Source organism: Neobacillus ginsengisoli (assembly GCF_030813055.1).
This window is the reverse complement of record NZ_JAUSTW010000006.1, coordinates 231,665-254,105: the sequence shown is the minus strand read 5'-3', so window position 1 is coordinate 254,105 and position 22,441 is coordinate 231,665. Positions and strand designations below refer to the sequence as shown.

At 38.3% G+C, this 22,441-nt stretch carries 24 protein-coding genes; 7 read left to right on the top strand and 17 right to left on the bottom strand.

Annotated elements, in window-relative coordinates:
* The first annotated feature begins 119 nt into the window (after positions 1 to 119).
* A complete protein-coding gene (locus tag J2S10_RS18770) occupies positions 120 to 755 on the top strand; it encodes a Bax inhibitor-1/YccA family protein (RefSeq protein ID WP_307410645.1) in 636 nt (211 codons plus the stop codon).
* Between the two features lie 39 nt (positions 756 to 794).
* Here the strand turns inward: J2S10_RS18770 and J2S10_RS18765 are convergent, their stop codons facing one another.
* The 8 genes from J2S10_RS18765 to safA all read right to left on the bottom strand — a co-directional run bounded on the left by J2S10_RS18765 (position 795) and on the right by safA (position 8,379).
* Complete coding sequence (locus tag J2S10_RS18765) at positions 795 to 2,531, bottom strand: aromatic amino acid hydroxylase (RefSeq protein WP_307410642.1); 1,737 nt, start codon at positions 2,529 to 2,531, stop codon at positions 795 to 797.
* Between the two features lie 78 nt (positions 2,532 to 2,609).
* On the bottom strand, positions 2,610 to 3,944 hold the full coding sequence (locus tag J2S10_RS18760) for an oligosaccharide flippase family protein (RefSeq protein WP_307410639.1): 1,335 nt from the start codon (positions 3,942 to 3,944) through the stop codon (positions 2,610 to 2,612).
* Positions 3,945 to 4,055: 111 nt separating this feature from the next.
* Positions 4,056 to 4,691 carry a response regulator transcription factor gene (locus tag J2S10_RS18755; RefSeq protein ID WP_307410636.1) on the bottom strand — a complete coding sequence of 212 codons (636 nt, stop codon included), beginning with the start codon at positions 4,689 to 4,691 and terminating at the stop codon, positions 4,056 to 4,058.
* A complete protein-coding gene (locus J2S10_RS18750; RefSeq protein WP_307410633.1) occupies positions 4,684 to 5,733 on the bottom strand; it encodes a sensor histidine kinase in 1,050 nt (349 codons plus the stop codon). The genes J2S10_RS18755 and J2S10_RS18750 overlap by 8 nt, the downstream gene beginning before the upstream one ends.
* Positions 5,730 to 6,464: a cell wall-active antibiotics response protein LiaF gene (liaF, locus tag J2S10_RS18745; protein WP_307410631.1), complete on the bottom strand. Its 735-nt coding sequence runs from the start codon at positions 6,462 to 6,464 to the stop codon at positions 5,730 to 5,732. Before liaF ends, J2S10_RS18750 begins: the two co-directional genes overlap by 4 nt.
* 146 nt (positions 6,465 to 6,610) lie before the next feature.
* Positions 6,611 to 7,258, bottom strand: a complete 648-nt coding sequence (locus J2S10_RS18740; RefSeq protein ID WP_307410628.1) for a PspA/IM30 family protein — start codon at positions 7,256 to 7,258, stop codon at positions 6,611 to 6,613.
* Between the two features lie 20 nt (positions 7,259 to 7,278).
* Entirely contained in the window at positions 7,279 to 7,626 is a 348-nt protein-coding gene (locus J2S10_RS18735) for a lmo0954 family membrane protein (protein WP_307410625.1), read from the bottom strand.
* A 138-nt stretch (positions 7,627 to 7,764) separates the two neighbouring features.
* Positions 7,765 to 8,379 (bottom strand): SafA/ExsA family spore coat assembly protein, encoded by a 615-nt coding sequence (gene safA, locus J2S10_RS18730; protein WP_370876235.1) that lies wholly within the window; start codon positions 8,377 to 8,379, stop codon positions 7,765 to 7,767.
* Between the two features lie 140 nt (positions 8,380 to 8,519).
* Between safA and J2S10_RS18725 the strand changes: the two genes are divergently transcribed.
* Complete coding sequence (locus J2S10_RS18725) at positions 8,520 to 8,894, top strand: DUF1360 domain-containing protein (protein WP_307410622.1); 375 nt, start codon at positions 8,520 to 8,522, stop codon at positions 8,892 to 8,894.
* Between the two features lie 76 nt (positions 8,895 to 8,970).
* A complete protein-coding gene (locus J2S10_RS18720; RefSeq protein ID WP_307410619.1) occupies positions 8,971 to 9,117 on the top strand; it encodes a hypothetical protein in 147 nt (48 codons plus the stop codon).
* Positions 9,118 to 9,122: 5 nt separating this feature from the next.
* Here the strand turns inward: J2S10_RS18720 and J2S10_RS18715 are convergent, their stop codons facing one another.
* Positions 9,123 to 9,446, bottom strand: coding sequence for a hypothetical protein (locus tag J2S10_RS18715; protein WP_307410616.1), 324 nt, complete (start codon positions 9,444 to 9,446; stop codon positions 9,123 to 9,125).
* Positions 9,447 to 9,719: 273 nt separating this feature from the next.
* Here J2S10_RS18715 and J2S10_RS18710 point away from each other — a divergent pair, with 273 nt between their 5' ends.
* Positions 9,720 to 11,252, top strand: coding sequence for an FAD-dependent oxidoreductase (locus tag J2S10_RS18710; RefSeq protein WP_307410614.1), 1,533 nt, complete (start codon positions 9,720 to 9,722; stop codon positions 11,250 to 11,252).
* 112 nt (positions 11,253 to 11,364) lie between these two features.
* On the opposite strand, the gene J2S10_RS18705 is transcribed toward J2S10_RS18710, so the two are convergent.
* The 3 genes from J2S10_RS18705 to J2S10_RS18695 all read right to left on the bottom strand — a co-directional run bounded on the left by J2S10_RS18705 (position 11,365) and on the right by J2S10_RS18695 (position 13,312).
* Positions 11,365 to 11,499 carry a hypothetical protein gene (locus J2S10_RS18705; RefSeq protein ID WP_307410611.1) on the bottom strand — a complete coding sequence of 45 codons (135 nt, stop codon included), beginning with the start codon at positions 11,497 to 11,499 and terminating at the stop codon, positions 11,365 to 11,367.
* A gap of 89 nt (positions 11,500 to 11,588) precedes the next feature.
* Entirely contained in the window at positions 11,589 to 12,734 is a 1,146-nt protein-coding gene (locus tag J2S10_RS18700; RefSeq protein ID WP_307410608.1) for a DEAD/DEAH box helicase, read from the bottom strand.
* 368 nt (positions 12,735 to 13,102) lie between these two features.
* Positions 13,103 to 13,312, bottom strand: coding sequence for a heavy-metal-associated domain-containing protein (locus J2S10_RS18695; RefSeq protein WP_307410605.1), 210 nt, complete (start codon positions 13,310 to 13,312; stop codon positions 13,103 to 13,105).
* Positions 13,313 to 13,539: 227 nt separating this feature from the next.
* Here J2S10_RS18695 and J2S10_RS18690 point away from each other — a divergent pair, with 227 nt between their 5' ends.
* On the top strand, positions 13,540 to 14,280 hold the full coding sequence (locus tag J2S10_RS18690; protein ID WP_307410603.1) for a Crp/Fnr family transcriptional regulator: 741 nt from the start codon (positions 13,540 to 13,542) through the stop codon (positions 14,278 to 14,280).
* On the opposite strand, the gene J2S10_RS18685 is transcribed toward J2S10_RS18690, so the two are convergent.
* The gene (locus J2S10_RS18685) at positions 14,277 to 14,531 is read right to left on the bottom strand and encodes an amino acid decarboxylase (protein WP_307410600.1); all 255 of its coding nucleotides are present in this window, start codon (positions 14,529 to 14,531) and stop codon (positions 14,277 to 14,279) included. The two genes, J2S10_RS18690 and J2S10_RS18685, sit on opposite strands and share 4 nt — an antisense overlap.
* A gap of 192 nt (positions 14,532 to 14,723) precedes the next feature.
* Here J2S10_RS18685 and J2S10_RS18680 point away from each other — a divergent pair, with 192 nt between their 5' ends.
* Positions 14,724 to 15,068 carry a hypothetical protein gene (locus tag J2S10_RS18680; RefSeq protein ID WP_307410597.1) on the top strand — a complete coding sequence of 115 codons (345 nt, stop codon included), beginning with the start codon at positions 14,724 to 14,726 and terminating at the stop codon, positions 15,066 to 15,068.
* A 57-nt stretch (positions 15,069 to 15,125) separates the two neighbouring features.
* Here the strand turns inward: J2S10_RS18680 and kynB are convergent, their stop codons facing one another.
* From kynB to J2S10_RS18660, 4 genes are all read right to left on the bottom strand, one after another.
* Positions 15,126 to 15,752 carry an arylformamidase gene (gene kynB, locus J2S10_RS18675; RefSeq protein ID WP_307410595.1) on the bottom strand — a complete coding sequence of 209 codons (627 nt, stop codon included), beginning with the start codon at positions 15,750 to 15,752 and terminating at the stop codon, positions 15,126 to 15,128.
* A 105-nt stretch (positions 15,753 to 15,857) separates the two neighbouring features.
* Positions 15,858 to 18,218, bottom strand: coding sequence for a WG repeat-containing protein (locus J2S10_RS18670; RefSeq protein WP_307410591.1), 2,361 nt, complete (start codon positions 18,216 to 18,218; stop codon positions 15,858 to 15,860).
* Positions 18,219 to 18,343: 125 nt separating this feature from the next.
* A complete protein-coding gene (locus J2S10_RS18665; RefSeq protein ID WP_307410588.1) occupies positions 18,344 to 19,363 on the bottom strand; it encodes a 4Fe-4S binding protein in 1,020 nt (339 codons plus the stop codon).
* 192 nt (positions 19,364 to 19,555) lie between these two features.
* Positions 19,556 to 20,539 (bottom strand): Gfo/Idh/MocA family protein, encoded by a 984-nt coding sequence (locus J2S10_RS18660; protein WP_307410957.1) that lies wholly within the window; start codon positions 20,537 to 20,539, stop codon positions 19,556 to 19,558.
* 217 nt (positions 20,540 to 20,756) lie between these two features.
* Here J2S10_RS18660 and J2S10_RS18655 point away from each other — a divergent pair, with 217 nt between their 5' ends.
* Complete coding sequence (locus J2S10_RS18655) at positions 20,757 to 22,412, top strand: glutamine--tRNA ligase/YqeY domain fusion protein (protein ID WP_307410585.1); 1,656 nt, start codon at positions 20,757 to 20,759, stop codon at positions 22,410 to 22,412.
* Positions 22,413 to 22,441 lie beyond the last annotated feature (29 nt).

The following is a 22,441-nucleotide window of genomic DNA, read 5'->3' as shown; positions in this document are numbered from 1 at the left end:
ATGCGTTCAGAATTTATGGATATAAATTCTGATTAGCTAAAAATTTTCTAAGAAAAAATGAAACATCTTGACCATTTAATCGTATACCTTAATAAGACTTATTTTTGAGGTGAAAAAAATTGTATACACAAACAGCGAATGAATATATCCCATCGGTTTTAAGAACATTTGCTCTTTCTCTTGCATTTGCATTACTCGGCACATTGGCAGGCGTTTATGTACCACCTGCATTATTTTTACCATTGGCAATTTTTGAAACGGTAATGCTTATTGCTGCCTTTTTCTTTAGACGCAGAAAAGCCATTTCTTATTCGTTTCTCTATATTTTCACTTTTATTTCAGGGATTACGCTTTATCCAATCGTGGCTCATTATATTGCTGTTTCAGGACCTAATATTGTTTTACTGTCATTTGCAACTACAACTGTTGTGTTCACGGGAATTGCTATTTATGCATCGAAGTCGAAACGGAACTTTTCCTTTTTAAGCGGATTTTTACTTGCGGCCCTTCTTGCCTTAGTGGCCATTTCGATTTTTAATATATTCTGGCCACTAGGCACGATGGGGATGCTCGCATACTCCTTTATCGGTGTGATGGTCTTTAGCGGTTATGTTCTCTTTGATTTCAGCCTTATGAAGCATCAAGGTGTTAGACAAGAAGACGTTCCATTAATGGCTTTAAGCTTATACTTGGATTTTATCAATCTGTTCCTAAGTATTCTTCGGATATTAGGAATCCTAAATAGTAAGGACTGAAAAAGCGGAGGCTGACTCACTGAGTCAGCCTCTTCTATGTTAGCATTTATTTATGAGTGTCAAACCGCGTTGAATCATCTGTTTGACGGATTTTTCCCAATTGGTGTTTTTTAACATTTCTTCAATCTTTATGACAGGTTCACTCTGAACATTATGAATGTTAAAGAGTTCCAGTAATTCAAGACGCAGCAACCATTCATTTGGGTACTGATCATCCAATACGGCTAAAATTTCATTGATTCGTGACAAGTGTTCATCCCAATTAGAATGCTCACGTAATCTGCGAATTTCGCCGTAAAAATTTTCTATTTCAGTCCAATCTTTATTCGCTATCTTTCCTTCTGTCCCTTCTTCCTGCTCCAAATCAAAATACATATCCGGATCAGCCGCTCCTGCAAATACAGAAGATATACTTTCCCCAACTGCCATATCAAATGTCCCCCAAGCTTTTTCAAATAGTACTTGTTCCTTAAATATTACTGTGCTGTTCTTAAATGAAATGAGTATTGGTTTTTGTTCTGAAAATAAGATATTCGTTACGATTCCATTTACCGTTAAGCCGTTGTGAAACTTTAAAATGGCCTCACTTCCTTCAATAATTCCCAGATCAGATAATTGTTTTTTAGAACAATCTTCCAGAACAAGATCTCCTGTTAATTTACCAATCGGCGCTCCAAAGCCTTTATAGTGAGTTTCTTTACCATGGTTGGGTAATTGTTTATCATTTAATGCTAACGCTGTTGGTCCTTTTGTGCGGATATAAACTGCTTCACCTTCATCATCTTTTAAAATAGTTGTTAGAATGCCGGTTACTTGCAAGCCGGAGGAATATTCAATCGTCGCTACACTCTCAGAATGCAAGGCTTTTTCCAGACTTTCGGTACCGCCTTTTTGAAAGGCCATAGTTGCAGCAAATTGATCAATCGCAGCCGTTAATTCTTCAAAGTCCCTACAAACAAATAATTGGGGCTGCGGTTTTGTCACATCATATGCAGTTTGTATACACGCTTCAACAGAAAATGGAATCTTTCTTACTTCATCTGATAAACAGCTTTGGCTCTCTCCCACGGATGAAAGCAAGCCAGCTCCATATATTTTTGGCCTGCTTAGTTCCCCTACTAACCCATATTCAACTGTCCACCAAAACAAGCGTGAAACCTGATCTGCTTCCGTTATACCTCTCACCTTTTTTCTTGCCTCAGCCACCTTCATTTCCGCTTCCTTAATTTGTTCAGAAGTAGATTTTGGGTCCTCGGCAACAATCGTTAAATGACGAACTGCTTTAAATACATCCAGTTTTTCCTTGCTGGAGATGGCCTTGGCACCCATCCTGCCAATTTTTTTTACAAATTCCCTGTAGGATTGATCTAATAAAATCGGAGCGTGCCCAGCTGCTTCATGGATCATATCCGGTGCAGGAGTATAAGCAATATTTTGCAATTTCCTAATTTCCGTTGCTATTGGTAAAATGCCGTTTGCCAGAAAAGCATAAAAGGCTGACCCGGGTATTAAGCCATCAATGGTCACCGCCCCCCAACCAAACCTTGCTAAGCTTGTATTCATTTCATCCACTTTTGGAATCGATTCGGTTTTTATCCCCGAATCTCTTAGCCCATTTACATATGCCGGATGGGCAATTTCTTTTAAAAAATAATGATTTTGCTTCATGATAAATCTCCAAACGGCATGGTCAATTGGAGTATAGCTATTGTAATATTGCTTTGAAATATATTGCTTTAAATGTACAGGGATCTTTTTTGATAATTCTCTATTCATTCTGAGCCCTCCTTTGCTACATATTTATTTGCATCACATAAATTTAGACCGATACTCCCTAGCAATTTGCAGTAATTTTTATCTTTCACTTGTTTTTCGGATGACACCTTTCATAAAAATAGTTACCCCTATTTTCTTACAGACCGTTAAATAATGCATGAGCGCCAACAAAATCGACGATGTATTCATGGCGATAATGACCCCATCCATTCTCCATTCAGGTAAAGATCCTACTAAATAAATCATGGTAAACGAAATCACTGTTGCCCAGATGGAATGAATAAACATATCTTTGATAAGCCCCAGACCAATTAAGAAAGCTTGCAAGGGCATGATAAAAAAGTGAAATAAAAAGAATGGCCAAAGCATTTGTAAATAAGCAGCTGCAGAGGGTGAATGGAAGAACAATGATGTAAGCTTGTCGGCAAATAGATAGAAAATGAAAACGGCAGGTACTCCGTATAGTAAGGTAAGCTTCATCACCTGATTCAGCATTTTTTGCAAAGAGGTGTAATCTTTTTCCGAATGGGATTTCGATACAGCCGGGATGAGAACAGTCATTAAGGAATGGGCAATAAATGCCGGAAAAAAGCCAATACTTAAAGCGACACCCATGAGCATCCCAAATTGTTCTGTTGCTAGCGTTTGGGTTAATCCCGACCGAACGAGTGCTGCTTTAATTAAGAATGGCTGAAAAGCACCTATAAAAGCTGTAAACAAGCGCATGCTTGTTGTAGGAACTGAGACGGCCATTAAATTCTTACGGACAGCTTTGCGATTTAAGTTAGAAAAAGGGTAGCGTTTCAAAAGCTGAAATTGAATCATGAAATTGAGGAATAAATATAGAAAAACAACAACTTCACTTCCAATTAAGGTAGCGATAGCGATTAAAAGCGACGCTTCAGTATTAAATTCAAAGTAACGGAATAACAAAAACAAAACGATAACCTGAAAGATTTTTCTTAGGAAATTAGATACTGCAATTTTCCCCATCTGATTTTTCCCCATAAAATATCCCCGTGCCACAGATGTAAAGGAGATAACGGGAATAAGAATGAGAACAAGCCATCTTACATATGGATGATAGGCATTAAAAACGGGGATAAACGGCAAAATAATGGTGGCTAGGACCAATAGGATACTGGTAAAAATAATCGTAATGGTGATCGCATGGTAGAGTATATTTCGATGGTATCGCTCCTCTTTTTCGGCAATAAACTTTGAAATGGATACGTGCAGCTCAAAGCTTGAGAGCAAAACAAGTAAAAAAATCGATGGCAGGATGGACATATACAATCCGAGACCGTGTCTTCCTAAATCTCTTGCCAAAATCATATTGACCAGAAACTCAATCCCTTCTCCTAAAAATGCAGATGCCGCTAAAAAGAAGATTCCCCTGTAGTAGATAGCCATTTATAGTACTCCCTTTCATTCATTCTCACTTTTATAAACCTATGAGACAAGTTCCATGAATAGTAGGGAATTTTTTTCAGCGCACGAAAAAAAGGGCTACCCGCCCCATTTTTATTTATCTATTAATGAATTTTTAAACGCATAAATTACCGCTTGCGTACGGTCCTGAACACGCAGCTTGCTTAAAATATTGCTCACATGGGTTTTCACCGTTTTTAGAGCAATAAATAATTCATCGGCGATATCCTGATTGGTTTTGCCTTCTGCCATAAGTAATAATATTTCTAACTCTCTGCCGGTAAGTTCCTCATGGGGCAGATGCTGATTTTTTTGGCGCATTTTTACCATCATTTTTCCGGTTACTTCCGGCTCAAGAACGGATTGTCCATGATATGTAGCACGAACGGCATTAGCGATTTCACTTGCCTTTGATGTTTTCAACATATAACTGACAGCCCCTGCTTCAAGAGCAGGATATACTTTTTCATCGTCCAAAAAGCTCGTTACAATAATAACCTTAGCTTCGGGCCATTGGTTAATTATTTGCCTTGTTGCTTCGATTCCGTCCATTTCCTTCATAACCAAGTCCATTAAAATTATATCGGGTCTTAGTTCAAGTGCGAGCTCAACGCCCTTTTTCCCATCAGCGGCTTCACCGACGACTTCAATGTCAGGTTGTGCTGATAAATAAGAGGAAACACCTATTCTTACCATTTCATGGTCATCAACAAATACTACCCTAATCATTTGCACCGTCCCCATTCATCATCACTGGAACCTTTACTTCCAGCCTTGTGCCTTTATTTTTAATACTAATTACCTTTAACGTACCGCCCACTTCAAGTGCACGCTCATGCATATTTTGCATCCCGTACGATCCGGCTTTCGTCTCCTCTACTTCAAATCCGATTCCATCATCGACAATTCTTAAGATCACAAGATCCTCTCTCTTGATTAACAGAACTTCAAGCTTGCTGGCTTTTGCATGCCGAAGAGTGTTAGAAACAGATTCCTGCAGGATTCGAAAAAGATGGTCTTCCACCCCTTTATCAAGTGAGAAGGTTTCAAGCTTCCAATTAATATCCATTGTTACCTTTTGAGTTAATTCGATTAATAGCTCTTCAATTCCTTCTCGAAGTGATTTATTCTTTAGAGCCACCGGACGTAAGTGAAGCAGCAATGCGCGCATTTCCAATTGTGATTGATGAATCATCTCTTCCACCAATTTCAGCTGTTTGGCTTCAGGAGTTGCTTCTGTATGCTGTTTGGCTTCATTGATGGCCGACATCATCATAGATGCCGCAAATAATTGCTGGCTGACAGAATCATGCAGTTCCCGTGCAAGTCTGTTCCGTTCCTGTGAAATAATCTCTTGAATTCTGGTTTCCTGGTCTTCTACCTTTTCCGTAGCCAGCCGTTGTGAAAGCTTTGCTTGCTCCGCCATTTGTTTCCCTATTTTATCAATGCGTTCGGCAATTGTTTGCATTTCACTGAGCGGTGGCCGCCCTTTAAATTCAGCCTGTCTGCCTTCCTCCAATTGATGAAGGGCATGATCGACTGAAAGAAATTGTCTTCTCCAAAAAAGGCCGGAAAAAGCCCCAAGCAGGACTCCGACGGCAATGCTAAATGCGGGAATAAAAATGACGAATGGGATATCCATAAAATGCCTGTCCCATAGCTCTGACCATTCCGTAATCGGAAACACGTAGATAAATATTCCACCGACTATAATGGCAATAAGGAAGGAGAAGCCAACACTCCAAACAATTTGGCGTCCGGTTGTACTCATATCCTGCTCACCTCTAAATTCCCGACAACGAGCGAAGTAAAGATTTTTACCTTTTGCTCTGCTTGATCGTACTCAGGTGTTATTAAATGATAAACCTGATTAAAAATTTTTGATTGGTGATTATTAAAGACAGTCGCTGAACCGGCAACACAAGAATGATGAACACTTACTTCAATTTCATAGGGAACAAGAATTTGAATATTTCCGATTAAATTTCGGATGAAAATAACGGTTTCTCCTTTTGGGAGCATCGTGTAGCTAAGGTCGATAATGGTATCGCCAATTCCGGCCTGAATATTCACATCATTCCATTCATAAACTCCTAGTGGTGTTTTTTGCTGACCAAATAAAATATTTTCAAAGAGCGGCTTTTCTCTGATAATTGTTTCTTCTTGTTTTTCTTGCTCTGATTTTCGTATATCGACAGTAAATTTCTTTGGGTTTCGCTTCGACTGAACAAACTGAATAAAAAAGTGCAAAAGAATCGCTAATAATAAAAACTTGAACGTCATCATATTTAAGATACTAAGCACAAAGAAAACAACGCCGCCAAATAAAAGCAATTTTCCCCTCTTACTTCCGGCTTTTCTCCGGCCTAAATAAACCATTCCTAACGAAATAAAAAGGGAGAAAATAAGCCCTCTGTTGAAAAATAAAATCTCTAGGACAAGAATGGTAGCTCCAAAAATAACCAACCAATTTAAATAATCATCTTTTGCATTTTTAAACATCGGCTCACCCCTCCCTTTTTAAATTATGTACGAAAAGATTCTAAGTTCTTTATTTATAAAAGCTTCACGTTCTACCTTCTGCAACGAATGTATAGATGGCCAAAAGGCGCAGAAACTCCTACGCCTTTTAGAATACCATGTTTTGGTTACGAAATGGACTTGCTTTCCTCAAATTTCGGTTCTTTTTCTAATTGAGCAATTCTGGCATCGATGGTGCTGCGGTAAAAAGAACTGTTCACTTGTTGCTCCAGGCGGTCAAGATAGTTTTCAATTTCTTTAAAGCTTGAGATTGCTTTACCGGAGTAATGATTAGCATCTAACACTTGGTTCATGCGATGGTTGACACGTGCCACATTTTCACGACCCATTAATTCCATCCTGCGAATATGCATATCTTTTAGTTTGTGCTTCATTTCTGCGTATTTTCTTTCTAATTCTTCAAGCTGAACTTTTATTTGCTCTAATGAGACGCTGATCCGCTCTGCACGTTCTTCATATTGCTGGTGCTCTACTGCAGCAAACTGATAAAGTTCGATTTCCCCAGCTTGAGATGCAATTTCAGCCTGACGTTTCCGTTTATTAGCTAGCTCCGCAGCATGAAGCTGTTCTCTTGTAAATTCATCCTTTAGCGTATATTGACGCTCCAATAGCTTTCTAACCTTTTCAGTTTCCTGCTCACTTTGGCGCAGATACTGATTAAGCAACCCAATCGGGTTTTGTCTTTCTTTTTGATCAAGAGCTTCATGTAAATCAGCAGTAATGGTATTTTTGATTCTCGTAAATAAGTTTGTCATTTTCATTCTCTCCTTTAAGATTAATAATGTTTTAAATCATTCCATTGCTTTTCAAAGTTTGCAAAGGGATCTGATTCTTTTTTTACAGTTGTGTGTTTGTTTTTATTCCATTTTTTATATACAAGATAGAGAACATACGCTGCAGCAACTCCAATAATAGCCGGCGCATTATGGATAGAAGCCATTAGGACAATGAAGCCGATAACACCTAAGCCGATTTTCCCTTTTGTTGTCTCAGCTTTTAAAAACTGTTTGAAAATGAAGTACAGCAGCACCAGGCTGACAACTAACCCCACCATCGGACCAATTGTAGAAAGTAAAACAACGGCTGCAATTCCACCTGCTAAAAGTAAACCAAATTTCTTCATTTCGTTTTCCTCCTTTCGTTATCTTGATTACATCTTACCTTTTTTCTTTATTTCTCATAATTGCGCCAGAGCTTGATTTTTACATAGGTCCCGAGACGTAGAAAGGGTCAGCCCCAATGAAAGAGCTGACCATTAACCTTATTTCGATATAAACTGCTGAACCCAATAATATCTTTGCGAACCGCCTTTTGCGTAACCAACACCAATATAAGTGGACTGGGTACTTAAAATATTGGCCCGATGTCCTTGGCTATTCATCCAAGCTTGGACAACTTCCTGAGGTGTTATTTGACCGGCAGCGATGTTTTCAGCGGCTGAGCGATAAGTAATACCAAAATTCTTCATCATCGTAAAAGGATTACCATAGGTTGGGCTTGTATGGGAAAAGTAATTTTTGTCCCGCATATCCATTGCTTTATACCTTGCCACTCTTGATAGCTCCCAATCCTGTAATAACGGTTTTAATCCATATTTCGCACGTTGTTGATTGGTTAATTGAACCACTTGAGCTTCAATGCTTTTAGTGGCAGCTAAATTGGGGATGTTTACTTTTTCACCGGGGTAAATTAAATTGGGATTCTTAAATTGCGGGTTTGCAGCAATAATTTCCGAAATTCCCACCTGAAATCTGACTGCTATTTTCCATAAAGAATCTCCCTGCTGTACCGTGTAAATTTGCTGGGCAAAAGAAACATTTGGAATACAGATAAGAGATAGTAAAAACATGAAACCAAACCAAAATGATTTTTTCATTTTTTCGCCTCCTCCGAATATAGAATTTTGATTTCAGGCTCAAAATATACAAGGAACTAAAAAAATAATTCATTGCTTAACGGTTATGAATTTCCGAAAGACTAGATAAAGATACGTGCTACCCAATTGGAGGAAATAAGGTGAAAGAAATTTCTTGGATGACCTATGTCATGCTCATTTTAGCAAGCTATCGTTTAACTCATTTAATTGTTTTTGATAAAATTACCGAATTTATTCGAAGACCGTTTGTAAAAAAAGTAAAGGTAGAAACGGAAAATGGAACAGAATCCAAGGAAGTACCAACCTCAATGTTTGGTTATTTATTGAAATGTTATTGGTGTGCAGGGGTTTGGAGCGCGATGCTGCTTGGCACTGCCTACTTACTTTTCCCGAGGGTAACGTTCGTATTTATTTTAATTTTCTCAATTGCCGGCGGACAGTCGATTATCGAAACATTTGTAGGGGTCAATATAAAAAAGGTAGATTATTACGCAGAGTTGAAGAAAAAGGACTAAAACTTGTTTTTACTGTGATTCGTTGGAAAAATTAATCCCCCCTTGGCATATATTCTATAGAAAAGGGGGGATTGAAATGGCGGCTATCTGGTGGACCACAGCCATTGGTTTTGTCATTTGCCTTGGAATTATATGTGGAACATGGATTCATTTTGTAAGAAGCGGTCTTAATACAGAAGATTCCACTCGAGTTGATCCAGTAAAAAACGATAGCGAGGAATAACTATCTCATTCGTCAGATAAAGCCAAATATAAGTTGTGTTTTGCAGCAACACGCTCAGGACCTTCCTCGACAATATGTAATTTTGTTAGATAATCTATTGTCCTCTCTTTATTTAAAAGTAAACCGTCTTTAATGGCTAATTTGACATTTTCCTCAAGCTTATTTTTCCTAATTTCGATATTTAACCGATTCAATTGATCATGTGGTACACCCAAATTTTTTGCTTGTTGGATTGGATACTGATGAAGCCTTCGTAAAAATTGGGCAGCGATTACATGCCCTGCTTGCTTAGAATTTAAATCATATTCGGGCAACCATGGATTGGACAACATTCAACCTTCTAAAGTAAAGAAGAACTCTGGATCTCAGAGTTCTTTTTTTTATCAAATTTATTATTTTCTTTTTTAATGAAACTTCCTTTGGCAAATGCGGTTTAATCCGTGCAGCATACCAACTGAGTGTATGCAAATCCTTCATTGTTTTCTCCACCTGATGTTCGAAGCATTTTCCAGACAAATTAAAAATATTTCCAGACAGACATTATTTTTTTACTTTAGGAAAAATTAAACATGAATTCCATTTTGAATTTTGGAGGTATACAAATGAGTTCATCAGAGAATGTCCATAAGTTCCCAAAAACTTATTGGCGTGAAATAGAACTGCCCGTTTTCAAAAAATTAACCGAAGATCTTTCGGTAGATGTCGCAATCGTCGGTGCGGGAATTACAGGTATTACGGCTGCCTATTTACTTTCAAAAGCGGGGGTTAAGGTTGCTATTATAGAGGCCGGCGGTGTTTTAAACGGGACAACGGGGCATACCACAGCTAAAGTTACTGCACAGCACGGTTTACTTTACGATGAATTGATCAATCATTTTGGTGAAGAGAAAGCCAAGCTATATTACGAATCGCAGACTAATGCCATTTCCTTTATCCAAAACATGGTGAAGGAAAAAGGAATCGATTGTGATTTTAGCAATCAGGATGCTTATATTTACGCTACAACTGATGAATACGCAAGGAATATTGAAACCGAATCGTCGGCATATCAGACGTTAGGGATTGATGGCAGATTAAAAGATACTATTCCGTTTAATATTCAAATTAAAGCAGCTCTTATGATGGCAAATCAAGCTCAATTCCATCCGCTAAAATTTTTGAAAGGGCTCCTGGATGAAGCAGTGAATGCAGGCTGTCAGGTTTATGAAAATACCACCGCAATAGACCTTGAAGAAGAAGAAACCAATCATCCGAAGGTCGTAACAAAGGAAGGCCCTATAGTTACCTGCAATCACGTCATCATTGCTTCTCATTTTCCTTTTTATGATAAGCCGGGACTGTATTTTGCGAGGATGTATGCTGAGCGGTCTTATGCGATCGGAATAAAATTGGAAAAAGAGTATCCGGGCGGAATGTATATCAGTGCCGATAATCCTACTCGCTCGATTCGTTACACTCCGTTTAATGACGGTAGATTACTAATCCTTGGAGGGGAAAATCACAAAACCGGTCAGGGTATGGATACACTTAAGCATTATTATGCACTAGAGGAATTTGCTCAGGAAGTATTTGATCTATCTGAATACACCTATCGATGGTCTGCACAGGATTTAGTATCACTTGATAAAGTTCCTTATATCGGTCCAATTACGCAAAGAAAAGAGCGTGTTTTAGTTGCAACCGGTTATAAAAAATGGGGAATGACAACCGGGATAGCCGCGGGACATCTCGTATCAGACTATATATTGGAACGGGACACTCCTTATAAAGAGCTATATTCTCCATCTCGTTTTGATGCTGACCCGGATTTGCGAACAGTGGTCACGACGAACGCAGATGTAGCGAAACATCTCTTAAAAGGGAAATTGGAGTTTGTTCCGAAAGACCCGGGAGATTTGCAGGCAGGTGAAGGCTCTGTTGTTATGCATAACGGTAAACGGGCAGGAGCCTATAAGGACGAAAACGGCAAACTTTACATTGTTGATACCACCTGCACTCATCTTGGCTGTGAATGCGAATGGAATCATGCTGAAAAGACTTGGGATTGCCCATGCCACGGCTCTCGATTTTCTTATTCAGGGGATATTGTTGAAGGACCTGCTTTAAAATCGCTGAAAAAAGTGCTGAATGAGTGAGTTTTCGGAAATTCGGGGAGATTAGCAGGATATTTACAAAAGTTCGATTTTATCTACAAATTCACTGAAAATCACAAAAAAACGCCTCCTATCCTAAGGAGGCGTTACTTGTTTATTTACCATTCGGACGATTTCGTTTTAAATCCTCACCTGTAGAGAATTCAACTAATTCCGAACTTGTTTTCATGGCTTTTTTACGATTGTTATTACGCTGGGCATTCGCATTGCCTAGTTTCGTTCTTCCCACAACTTCCATCTCCTTTTCAAGAAATTCATAGATAGTATGGTTTTTAACGAACGAACTTATTCCTTCTCAAAGATGCCAACGGCACTTTTTTAACGACGCATTTTCTGTTCTCTTTGATCTTCTTCAGCAATTTGACCTTTATAAAAAACTCTTTTATGAAGCGGGAGATTTAACTCTCGGCAAAAGCGCTTCAATTCTCTTTCTTCCCGTTCAGTGACAAGCGAAATCACAATGCCGTTTGCTCCCATTCTTCCTGTTCTGCCCGCTCTGTGAACGTATTGCGTAATATCCTTTGGAAAATCGATTTGGACGACGTGGGTCACTCCTTGAATATCCAGTCCTCTAGCTGCGACATCGGTTGCGATGAGCATTTTCATTTTGCCATCACGAAAGGCCTTTAGTGCTGCCTGGCGTTCTAATTTCTTCATATCACTATGTAAAATTCCTGTTGAAAGTTCTTTGAAATGTAATTTTTCTTTAAATACTTGAATCTCGCCAATGTCATTAATAAACGCCAGTGATTTACTATCTTCTAAACGGACAATTTTTTCAAGGAGTTTGATTTTATCCCTTTGTTCACAAAGAAAATAAATATGCTCTACTTCTCCTGAAGATGCCACTTCATCTTTTGCAATTCGCAGGACCTCAGGATTTTTTGTCATTTCCTTCGCTAATTTCTCTGTCCCTGCTTTCATTGTTGCCGAGAATAAGACCACTTGTCGGTCGGACATGGTGGATTTAACTATATGTTGAACAGTGCTAAGATGCTCGGGAATTAATAGCTGATCTCCTTCATCCAGAACGACCATTTTTACCTCATGCATTTTCACTTTTTTCTGTTTGATTAATTCAAGTAAGCGGCCGGGAGTTGCAAAAATAACATGCGGACGCTTTTTTAGCTTTTCAAGCTGTCTTTTCAAGTTTGCTCCGCCGATGATGGAAGTGCCACGGATTCCGCTTCCCTCAGACCATTTTTGAAATTCCTGAAAGACTTGCATCACTAATTCTTGTGAAGAAGCAAGAACAACAGCTTGTAAGGACTGTAAATCAGGGTCAATTTTATTTAAAAGCGGTATTAAATAGGCCAGTGTCTTTCCGGTACCTGTCGGTGATTCAGCAATGACATCTTTTCCTTCTATTATAGTTGGAATAGCAACACTTTGGATTGCCGTTGCCGTTTGAAATCCTGACTTTTGCCATGCTTCCTGCAAAAAAGGCTTTAAATTGTTAAACATATATGGCTCCTTTATCTATCTCATTTCTTCTTATTATTAGTAATAAAGATCGTTTAAATCCATTACATTCCTACTGATACTAACTGATTCAACTTTACGTGTCCAGCGATATTTAAACCGAGGAATTCAAATAGAGAAAAATCCAGACCATGTGATAGACAAGGACAGAAAAGTAAAGAACACATGTAGAGACTAAGAGAGTTCGAATCTAAGTAGCCAATCTTCCTACAGAATCACATTTATTGCTTCGTATGAATTAAAAGCGGTTATTTCAATTATAGATTTATAACTGCATAAAATAAAGAACAATAAGTTCATTATTGAGTATATTTTCTCGAAAAAAATTGCCCTCAAATGAGAGCAGTTTTTTAGTCAAACATTCGAAAGGCTAATTTATGAATATGACGTTTTATTTCCTCGGATTGGATGATATTTTCATTAAAATTCACTTCGATTTTACCGCTTCCTGCTAATATCTTCACTTTTTCTACTCCATGATATTTTTTGATGCCTCTTTTTATTTTCCCAATACAGCCTGTACAAGCAACATCATTTAATTCCAATTGAAAAATACTCATTTTATCAAACACCTCTCATCCTTTTTACAAATACCAATCAAGTTGGCCATTTCTTCGGTATTTCCACTCATGCTTGCAAACACAATTAAACAAGTAGCATTCATGTTAAAACCACCTCTTGTTTTTCTTTCATTTTAATTGAGAGTCAATCTCAATAACATTGATCTATATCAAGAAAAACTGTGATTTGATGCAAATCACATCAAAGTATAACGAAAGGAGATAAAATGAAAGCATTAGGATATCGAAAAAGGAGTGAAATCGGCATGCGCTGTGAAAAGGGTTGCTCACATGAAGCTTCATGCATTGCAACTGTTCCTGTTTTTAACGGAATGAGCGAAGACGATCTTCAGGTTTTACAGAAGGTTACAAAGAGACGAAGATTTCAAAAAGGAGAGTTTATTTTTCAAGAAGGCGAGCGTTCTGAAGGCTTATTTGTTGTAAATGAGGGGCTGATCAAATTAACAAAGCTATCGGCAGAAGGGAAAGCGCAAATTGTTCGTTTATTGTTTCCAGGAGAATTTTTCGGGCTATTTTCATTATTACGAGACGAAAACCACTATGTACATGCCGAAGTTGTAGGACAGACGGTTATTTGCTCAATCGATAAAAAAGATTTTCTTAAGACAATGGAAGCTAATTCGGGTTTGTCCTTTCGATTTTTAATAGCACTTAGCGATCGGTTATATGAGGCAGATGAGTCAGTCGGATTTTTGAGCTTATTGGAAGTGGAACAGCGATTGGCAAGGGCTCTTATTCTCTTCCACGAAAAAATGAAGGCACAAAACGGGACGTTCACCTTACCAATATCGAAGAAGGACTTAGCAAGCTTTATTGGAACAACTCCAGAATCAGTGAGTAGGAAGCTTTTGATATTTATATCACAGAAGCTAATTCGTTTTGATGGACGGAGGCAAATAAAGATTCTGGAGTTAGACCAACTTAAGCAATTGGCTGAAATCAATTAAAGTTCATTAAGTTTTACTGCCATAAGCCTGAAATGCATAGGTTCGATTTCATTGACAATAACGTTCATTCCTAACGATTGCAGGTTGGCAATTAACGGTTCCCCGCGGTGCGGTAAATGAATTTCAAAAATCGTTCCAACAGGTGCTGCATTGATAAAGTTTAATATTTCTCTACGGGGATGTTCACCTTTCGCAATTCTCTCCCGAATATCCATTACTGCCCGTTTTCCTATAATTTGAAAGCTGTTCATCTTATTCGCACTCCTCTTGTAATTGGATTATGACTAAGATTAACATGATTTAATTCATATTAAATTGATTTATATCAAGTAAACAATTCTATTTTCGAAAGGTTTGTGAACATTGCCCTCCAATCGATATAACTGACGAATATTGATGATAGAATTAAACAACAAGATAACAATATATCGGAGTTGAATAAGATGTTTAAAAAAATCTCCTTTATCGCTTCGCTGTTGTTTTTCCTATTAGGAACGAACGTATTTGCCTATTCTAACTTAGGAACTTCTACTCCCAATAGAGGAGAAATAATAAAACAACCACATAAGGAACATAAGCTCTCTTTTACCACTAAATTATCTACCCCTATTATCATAACAGCTAAAAAAACCGCAGCTGCGAAAAACGAACATGGAACGAAGGATCCCGCAACACTTAGCACTAAAGAGGTGCCTTCAGTAAAGGCGTATGTTGTCCCGGGAGCTGTTATTGTCATGATAATCGGTCTAGGATGCTACTGGTTAATTTACCGATGGAGACATATCTAGTGTCTCTTGATAAAAAAAAGCAGCGCGGATGCTGCTTTTTTAATTTGCAATCTATTGTTATTGGTGGAGCGAGCGCAGTATTGCACGAACTGGACTTCCATCACCGGCGACTAATGGAAGCGGTAAGGCAATTAATTCATAATCACCCGGTTCAACTTCATCTAAGAAAACAGATTCCAAAATATGAATTCCGTTTTCATTCAAGCTGTGATGTGCGGCTAGTTCCTTGCTATCAATCGGATCCACTGACGGAACATCTACTCCAATGAGACGTATACCTTTTTCAGCTAAATATTGCCCCAGATCGGGCTCTAGATGAGGAATTTTTTCAGGGAATTCAGATGGATTTACCCATGCAAGAGTCCGAAATAGCACTCTTTCAACCCCATCAAGATGAATTTCTTTTAAATCCGCAGCGCCGATGCTTTCTTTATTAGTCATATCAATAACACGTGCCGGGCCAATATATAAATTAAGATCCAGCTCAATAATTCTTTTTCCATGGTCATCAAAATGAAAAGGTGCATCGACATGTGTTCCTGTGTGGGTACTCAATTCAAGTCTGCCAACATTAACAGACCCGCTCTCCTCTTTGGACCACGAGACTTCATATTGGAAAGAAGTATCCCCCGGCCAAACCGGCATCCCATTTTGAAGCTCCCTTGAAATATCATATATTTTCATTTCTTCCCCTCTTCCAATGAATATTCAGTCTATTTTAAAAATACCTCCACATGAAAGCGTTGTCAATCAAACCGAATTTAAAAAGGCAGGATTACCTGCCTTAGTTTAATGAAAGGATTTCCAAAAATCACTATTTTGATTAATAATTCCCTTCAGTTCATCAATCGGAATAAAAAACGTCGGAAAACCCGCAGCATACGGTGCGATTTCATAGGGCGAAAAATATAGATTTACTGCATCGTCACTGATAAAAAATAGCTGTTCTGCCTGAATTCCTTTGTACGTATCCGGGAAGACGTATGAATACTTCTCATTACTTTTAATTTGTTCACCAATGATTTCACTTATGACTTTTACATATGGGCTGCCGGGTTTAAATAAATCTTTCAATTGATACACCGCACCTGTTTTAAGGTCAATATGTGCATATTTTCTAACAGGCATTCCATGAGCTGCTCCAAATGGATAATTGTAACCGGTTATTTCAATAACGAGGAGATTTTTTTTATAAAAGGTTACGTCAAAATCACCCATATAGTTCGCTTCGAGTTGAGTATGTGCGGGAATTTCTTTGACAGCAGATAGGTTCATTAATATTTGATTAACTGTACCTGAATGTTCCATGCCTTTAACTTGCGGATAATAGACTAAATAATCCTTATTCGGTTTGTATTTGTGCTCGATAACCGAATATTGATTATTGAGCGGAATGATCGTGCTTTGTTTCCAAATTAGGTTACTATTTTTATCAAAATAGAGAAGCCTAAAATCAATTTCTCCTTTGATTAGCGTTTGCTCAAAACCCAGGGTACCCCTTCCGCTTACATTAGGGAGATGTTCCATGCGTTTGCCGCTCTTATCAATAAAGAAAGTCTTTTGGTCATCATATGCTGAGGCAAGGCCATCCTTGTATTGCGTTAAATCATTATAAATAAATCCCGTGAGAATATGGCCTTTAGAATCGGTAACAGCGTATTTGGAGCCTAGATAAGGCTTTTCAGGGTCAAGGGCTTTCCCGATAGCAAACCGCCCTTCACCAAGATTTGAAAGGCTATTATAGTTAGCCTTAATAATAAAATGCCCGTTCCGATCAATTACCCCATAATGGTTCTTATAATCATCCGACACGTTCACAATCGCCAAACCCCCGATAAACGGCTGTGCGCCGGAAAACTGTGGTTCAATGACACTGTTACCCTGTTCATCCATATATCCAAATTTCCCATCCTTTGACTTTTGAAAAGTCAGCAGTCCTTCACCATAATTTTGGACAGTAGGGTAAGAATAAGAATTCACTACTTTTCCGGTAAGATCAATTAGGGCATAGCTGTTATTTTTCATTTTTACGATTGCTTTTCCTTCGTTAAAATCACTTGCAGATTCATAGGAAAGCGGGAGCACTTCTTTTCCCCGTCTAGTTAGGTAGCCATACAAATACTGACCATTTGCGTCTGTATCTGCGAAAATGGCTCTTCCCTCTTTATAATCTCCGATATAAGAGTATGCCTTCGAGGTTATTTCTTTGCCGCTCTCATCAATCACTTTAAAGCCTTGGGAATCAATAACGCTGGCCCGGCCTTCGGAAAACGGATTGATAGTATCGTATTTGGGTTTCACAATAAAATAACCCTTTGAATCAATAATTCCAACACGGTCCATGAGCCGGACAATCGCTAACCCATTATCCTGAAAATCCCCGGCATGTTCGTATGATAGAGGAAGAATAAATTTACCCTTTGTATCAATATATCCCCATTTGTTTCCGCCAATTTCTTTAATAGATGCCGGAAATAGATAAACAGCCCTTTCCTCAAACAGACGGGCGGCTTTGTTTTCGGCATCCTTTAAATATGGATAATAGAATAAATATTCCGGGTGTTCTTTGATTTTCTGTTTATAGTACTCAACTACTTTTTTGAAATAGTACGGCTCTACATCATGTGCTGGTACAAGTTTATCTTTTTCCCAGCGGTAAATTTCAACCTTGTAAGCTTCTCCTGTATCATGAATCCATAAAGCAATTTCTGCTTTGCCGTCTCTACCATGAAGGCCGGGCATGTCAGCTATTTCTATTTTGCTAAACGTATACTCACCGTTTAATTGTTTCTCTTTCAATCCTGAATTTGCCCACTCAAAAATCGACAATTTTGACCAAATACCTCCAATTTTCCAACCTACAACAATATTAAATTTTTTTTGGCTTGTGATGTGAGCTGTTCCCAAATAACTGACTTGATAACCGGTACCTTTAACTACAGAGATTAATCGAAAGTGTCCGAAATGTTCTTTTAGGGTGAATAGGTACAGTTCTTGGTTGGAACGGTAGATCCCAAATAATTCTTGCTTACCATCACCATCTATATCCGCATATTGAAGATGAGGCCTTTTTGGATGGGAGTCTGTATACAGCAATTCTTCACCATATGGGAGGAATGGTAAATTCCAATTTCTTTCTTTCCCAAACATCATAACTCCCCCATTTTAGTTTTTAATCTATTTATATGGGGAAGAACGGCTAACGTGCCTATGTGACGGGCTTCCATGCAAAAGAAATTATGTGCTTTTCTTATCTTTTAGGAAAAATTAACAGCCTAATGTCCGATATTATTAGTGTCCGGAATTAATTGCTTCCAATCTTCATAGGAAAGAATTGTGTTCCAGTGACCGGTAATTTTAGCAAAACCGACTACTAAAATAAACAGAACAAGGAAAGCAATAGGAACAAACCATTTGTTGACCTTTTTATTGGCAACGGTCATATTCAATGTATCTTTAATTCGACATGCTTCAACGCATTGCATGCAGGCTGTACAATCCAGCGTTGCAACGACTTGTTTCTTATGTACTTTTATTCTTTGAGGGCAAACCTTTGTACACATTTCACAATTTATACAGGTATCTTCATTCCTGCACACCTTTGTAATTCTAAAAATTGAACCAAGCCCGATTATCGCTCCATACGGGCAAAGGAAACGGCACCAAAAGTTTTTGAAAAATAAGGATAGAGCGAACATGACAATGATAAATTTTAAGGTAAAACCACCGATGTTTAAGAAAAAGAGAAGCATTTTCACATCGGAAATTTCATTATAAGGGTCTGTTAAGAAACCTTTAGCAACAAAGGTCGGCATATCAAAAACAATCATTTTTAAGAAGAATAAAAGCAGTAAATATTTTAACGGCGTTAATACCCAAACAAGCCACTGGGGAATCTCAAAATTCCTTTTAAACAGCTTTTTCCCGAGCAGCCCTGTCCATTCACTTACCGTTCCGACGGGACAAAACCAGCTGCAAAATGATTTGCGAAATAAAATCCCCGAACCAACAAAAAAAGTGAATAGCACCAGGCCTGCCGGATGTATTTTATCAAATTCCCCACTCGTTAACCATACCTTCAAGGCTACAAGGGCACTGATCGGTAAAAAACCTTCAACGGCAGATGGCCGAGGTACATAAGGTTTGTGACCCAAGGTTTCAAAATGCATATAAAATTGGTAAAAACGCAGACCTACATATAGTAAAAACAAGAGAAACACTGCCTGAACGACATGTCTCGATATTTGAACGGGCTTTCGCTTCAGCCGTTTAACATACCAGTTCTTTGATTTCATCACATTCCCTCCTTTCTCGTTACTTTAACTATAGAGAATGGGTAAATTAGGGTGTGTGATTTATATCATTTAGTGGATTGTTTTCATAAAGATGTCACAATAGCAACGCAAAATTAACAAATAATTTTTTATTATTGTAATACCAGCAAGAAGGTATCATAAAGCAAAAAGCCAGGTTTCCCTGGCTTTTCTTTATTTTTCTACTGCAAATACAATGTTATTTTGTTTCCTAACTTCTTCAGTAATCCTCAGGACAATCTTACTCCAATTTTTTAATTTTTCATATTCGTTAACATTATCCGTTTCAATAATTCCGGCAATATTAATACATTCATAGACCATGTTTTGCTCTTCCTGTTCTACACTCAATATCTCACTCTCTTTAGTATGACTGTCAACGAATTGAATCTCAGAAATCGGTGCGGCATCTTCGAGGACGAAGCTACCCTTTTCCCCGTGAATTTCACAAGGAATTATAGAATGAGAAATCTTTGAACAAAGAATCGTGCTGACAAATCCATCATACTCTAACACAAGCGTACCGCCGCCATCAACGCCGCTGCGCAATATAACAGGAAAATAGGTAACTTTTTTCGGTTCACCGAACAATCCTACTGCTAAATAAAGCGGATAGACACCTAAGTCAACCAGAGCTCCTCCGGAGTAGGCGGCTGAGAAAATATTAGGCTCTTCCCCCTGCAAGAATAAATCATAACGTGAGGAATATTGAACATAGGGCAAAATGGTGCTTCTTAGCTTCCCTGCCTTATAGAGGTTTTCTTTTAATATCTGGAAATTAGGGGTATGAATATTGCGGATCGCTTCGAATAAATAAACACCATTCTCCTCCGCAGTCCGGTAAGCCTCTTCTAATTCACCCGGATTTGAAAAAATCGGTTTTTCACAGATAACATGCTTATTATTTTTTAAAAAAGTAATGGCTTGTTGAAAATGTAAGGAATTTGGTGAAGCAATATAAACAGCCTGTATCTCTTCGCTTTTTGCCATTTCTTCAAGATCGGTAAAATAATATGGAGCGTTATATGTATTGGCTAGTTCTTTCGCTTTATCCGCAGTTCGGGAATAGACTCCCACTAGCTGTAATTGTTTACTAAGTCTTGCTGCTTCAATAAAGGATTCGGTAATCCATCCTGTTCCAACTGTACCAAACTTAATCATCTAACTTCCCCTTTCTATTTGTACTTTCAATATTGTAGCCTTTTTATGGGTTACTTTCCAATTTAAATACGCGAAAAATCTGCTGTAACTAACCTAATATTGTAAAAAAACTCTTTATTAACCTGTTTTGTTCATGAATTGTTGGGAAGAATGGAAAAATATCAATATTTATGTTATGAATAAGTAGTAGATACAATGAAAGAGGTTGAAAAGGGTGGAAAATCAAACGTCTAATTTTATTAAAGATATTATGATAAAAGACTTAGAATCTGGAAAGCATGAGACCATCGTTACACGTTTCCCACCAGAGCCAAACGGATATTTACATATTGGACATGCAAAATCCATCATTATCAATTTTGGCTTGGCTGATGATTTTAATGGAAAGACCCATTTACGCTTCGATGACACCAATCCATTAAAGGAAGATATCGAATACGTTAACTCGATTAAAGAAGATGTAAAATGGCTTGGCTTCGAATGGGATGACTTATTTTTTGCTTCGAATTATTTTGAAGAAATGTTTAAGAGAGCCGTTCTTTTAATTAAAAAAGGGCTAGCTTACGTTGATGACCTGTCCGCGGATGAAATTCGCGAATACCGTGGAACATTAACAGAACCGGGGAAAGATAGTCCATATCGTGACCGCTCAATTGAAGAAAATCTTGAATTGTTTGAGAAAATGCGTGGTGGTGTGTACGACAATGGTCAAAAGGTGCTTCGAGCGAAAATCGATATGAAATCACCAAATATTAATTTGCGTGACCCGGTCATTTATCGTATCGCTCATGCAACGCACCATAATACGGGCGATAAATGGTGCATTTATCCGATGTATGCTTTTGCTCATCCGCTTGAAGACGCGATTGAAGGGGTAACACATTCCATTTGTACAATCGAATTTGAGGATCAGCGTCCATTATATAATTGGGTCGTTGAACAATGTGAAATGGAAAGCACCCCGCAACAAATTGAATTTGGCCGTTTAAATGTAACCAATACAGTCATGAGTAAACGGAAATTGAAGCAGTTAGTGGATGAGGGATTTGTCGATGGCTGGGATGACCCACGAATGCCGACTATTTCCGGTATGAGAAGAAAAGGTTTTACCCCTGAGTCTATTCGTGATTTCGTCCGTGAAACAGGCGTATCCAAAGGCTCAGGTGCGGTAGATTCGCAAATGCTTGAACATTTTGTCCGTGAAGATTTAAAATTAAAAGTGCCAAGGACAATGGGTATCATAAAACCGTTAAAAGTTGTTATTACCAATTATCCGGAGGGTCAAATTGAATTACTTGATGCGGAAATCAATCCGGAAAATCCCGACATGGGGATGCGGAAAATTCCATTTTCACGTGAGATTTATATCGAGCAGGACGATTTTATGGAAAATCCGCCTAATAAATATTTCCGGCTGTTCCCAGGCAATGAAGTTCGTTTAAAGCATGCTTATTTCATTAAATGTGAAGAAATAATCAAGGATGCGAAGGGTGAGGTTGTAGAGCTTCATTGTACCTATGATCCGGAAACGAAAAGCGGTACCGGCTTTACAGGCCGCAAAGTGAAAGGAACCATTCACTGGGTGGAAGCTGCACATGCGGTCCCGGCAGAATTCCGCCTTTATGAACCGCTGATTTTGGATAAGACCGGAGAGGAAAATGACGAAGGTAAAACTTTCTTAGACCATGTAAACCCGCAATCACTGGAAGTATTACAAGGATTTGTTGAGCCAAACATGAAAGAAAGCAGACCGCAAGACAAATTCCAATTCTTTAGACATGGCTATTTTAACGTTGATCCAAAACATACAACAGTAGATAAGCTTGTTTTTAACCGCATTGTTTCATTAAAAAGTTCCTTTAAGATATAGAAAAAAGAGGCTGCCCCCGCACACAATCG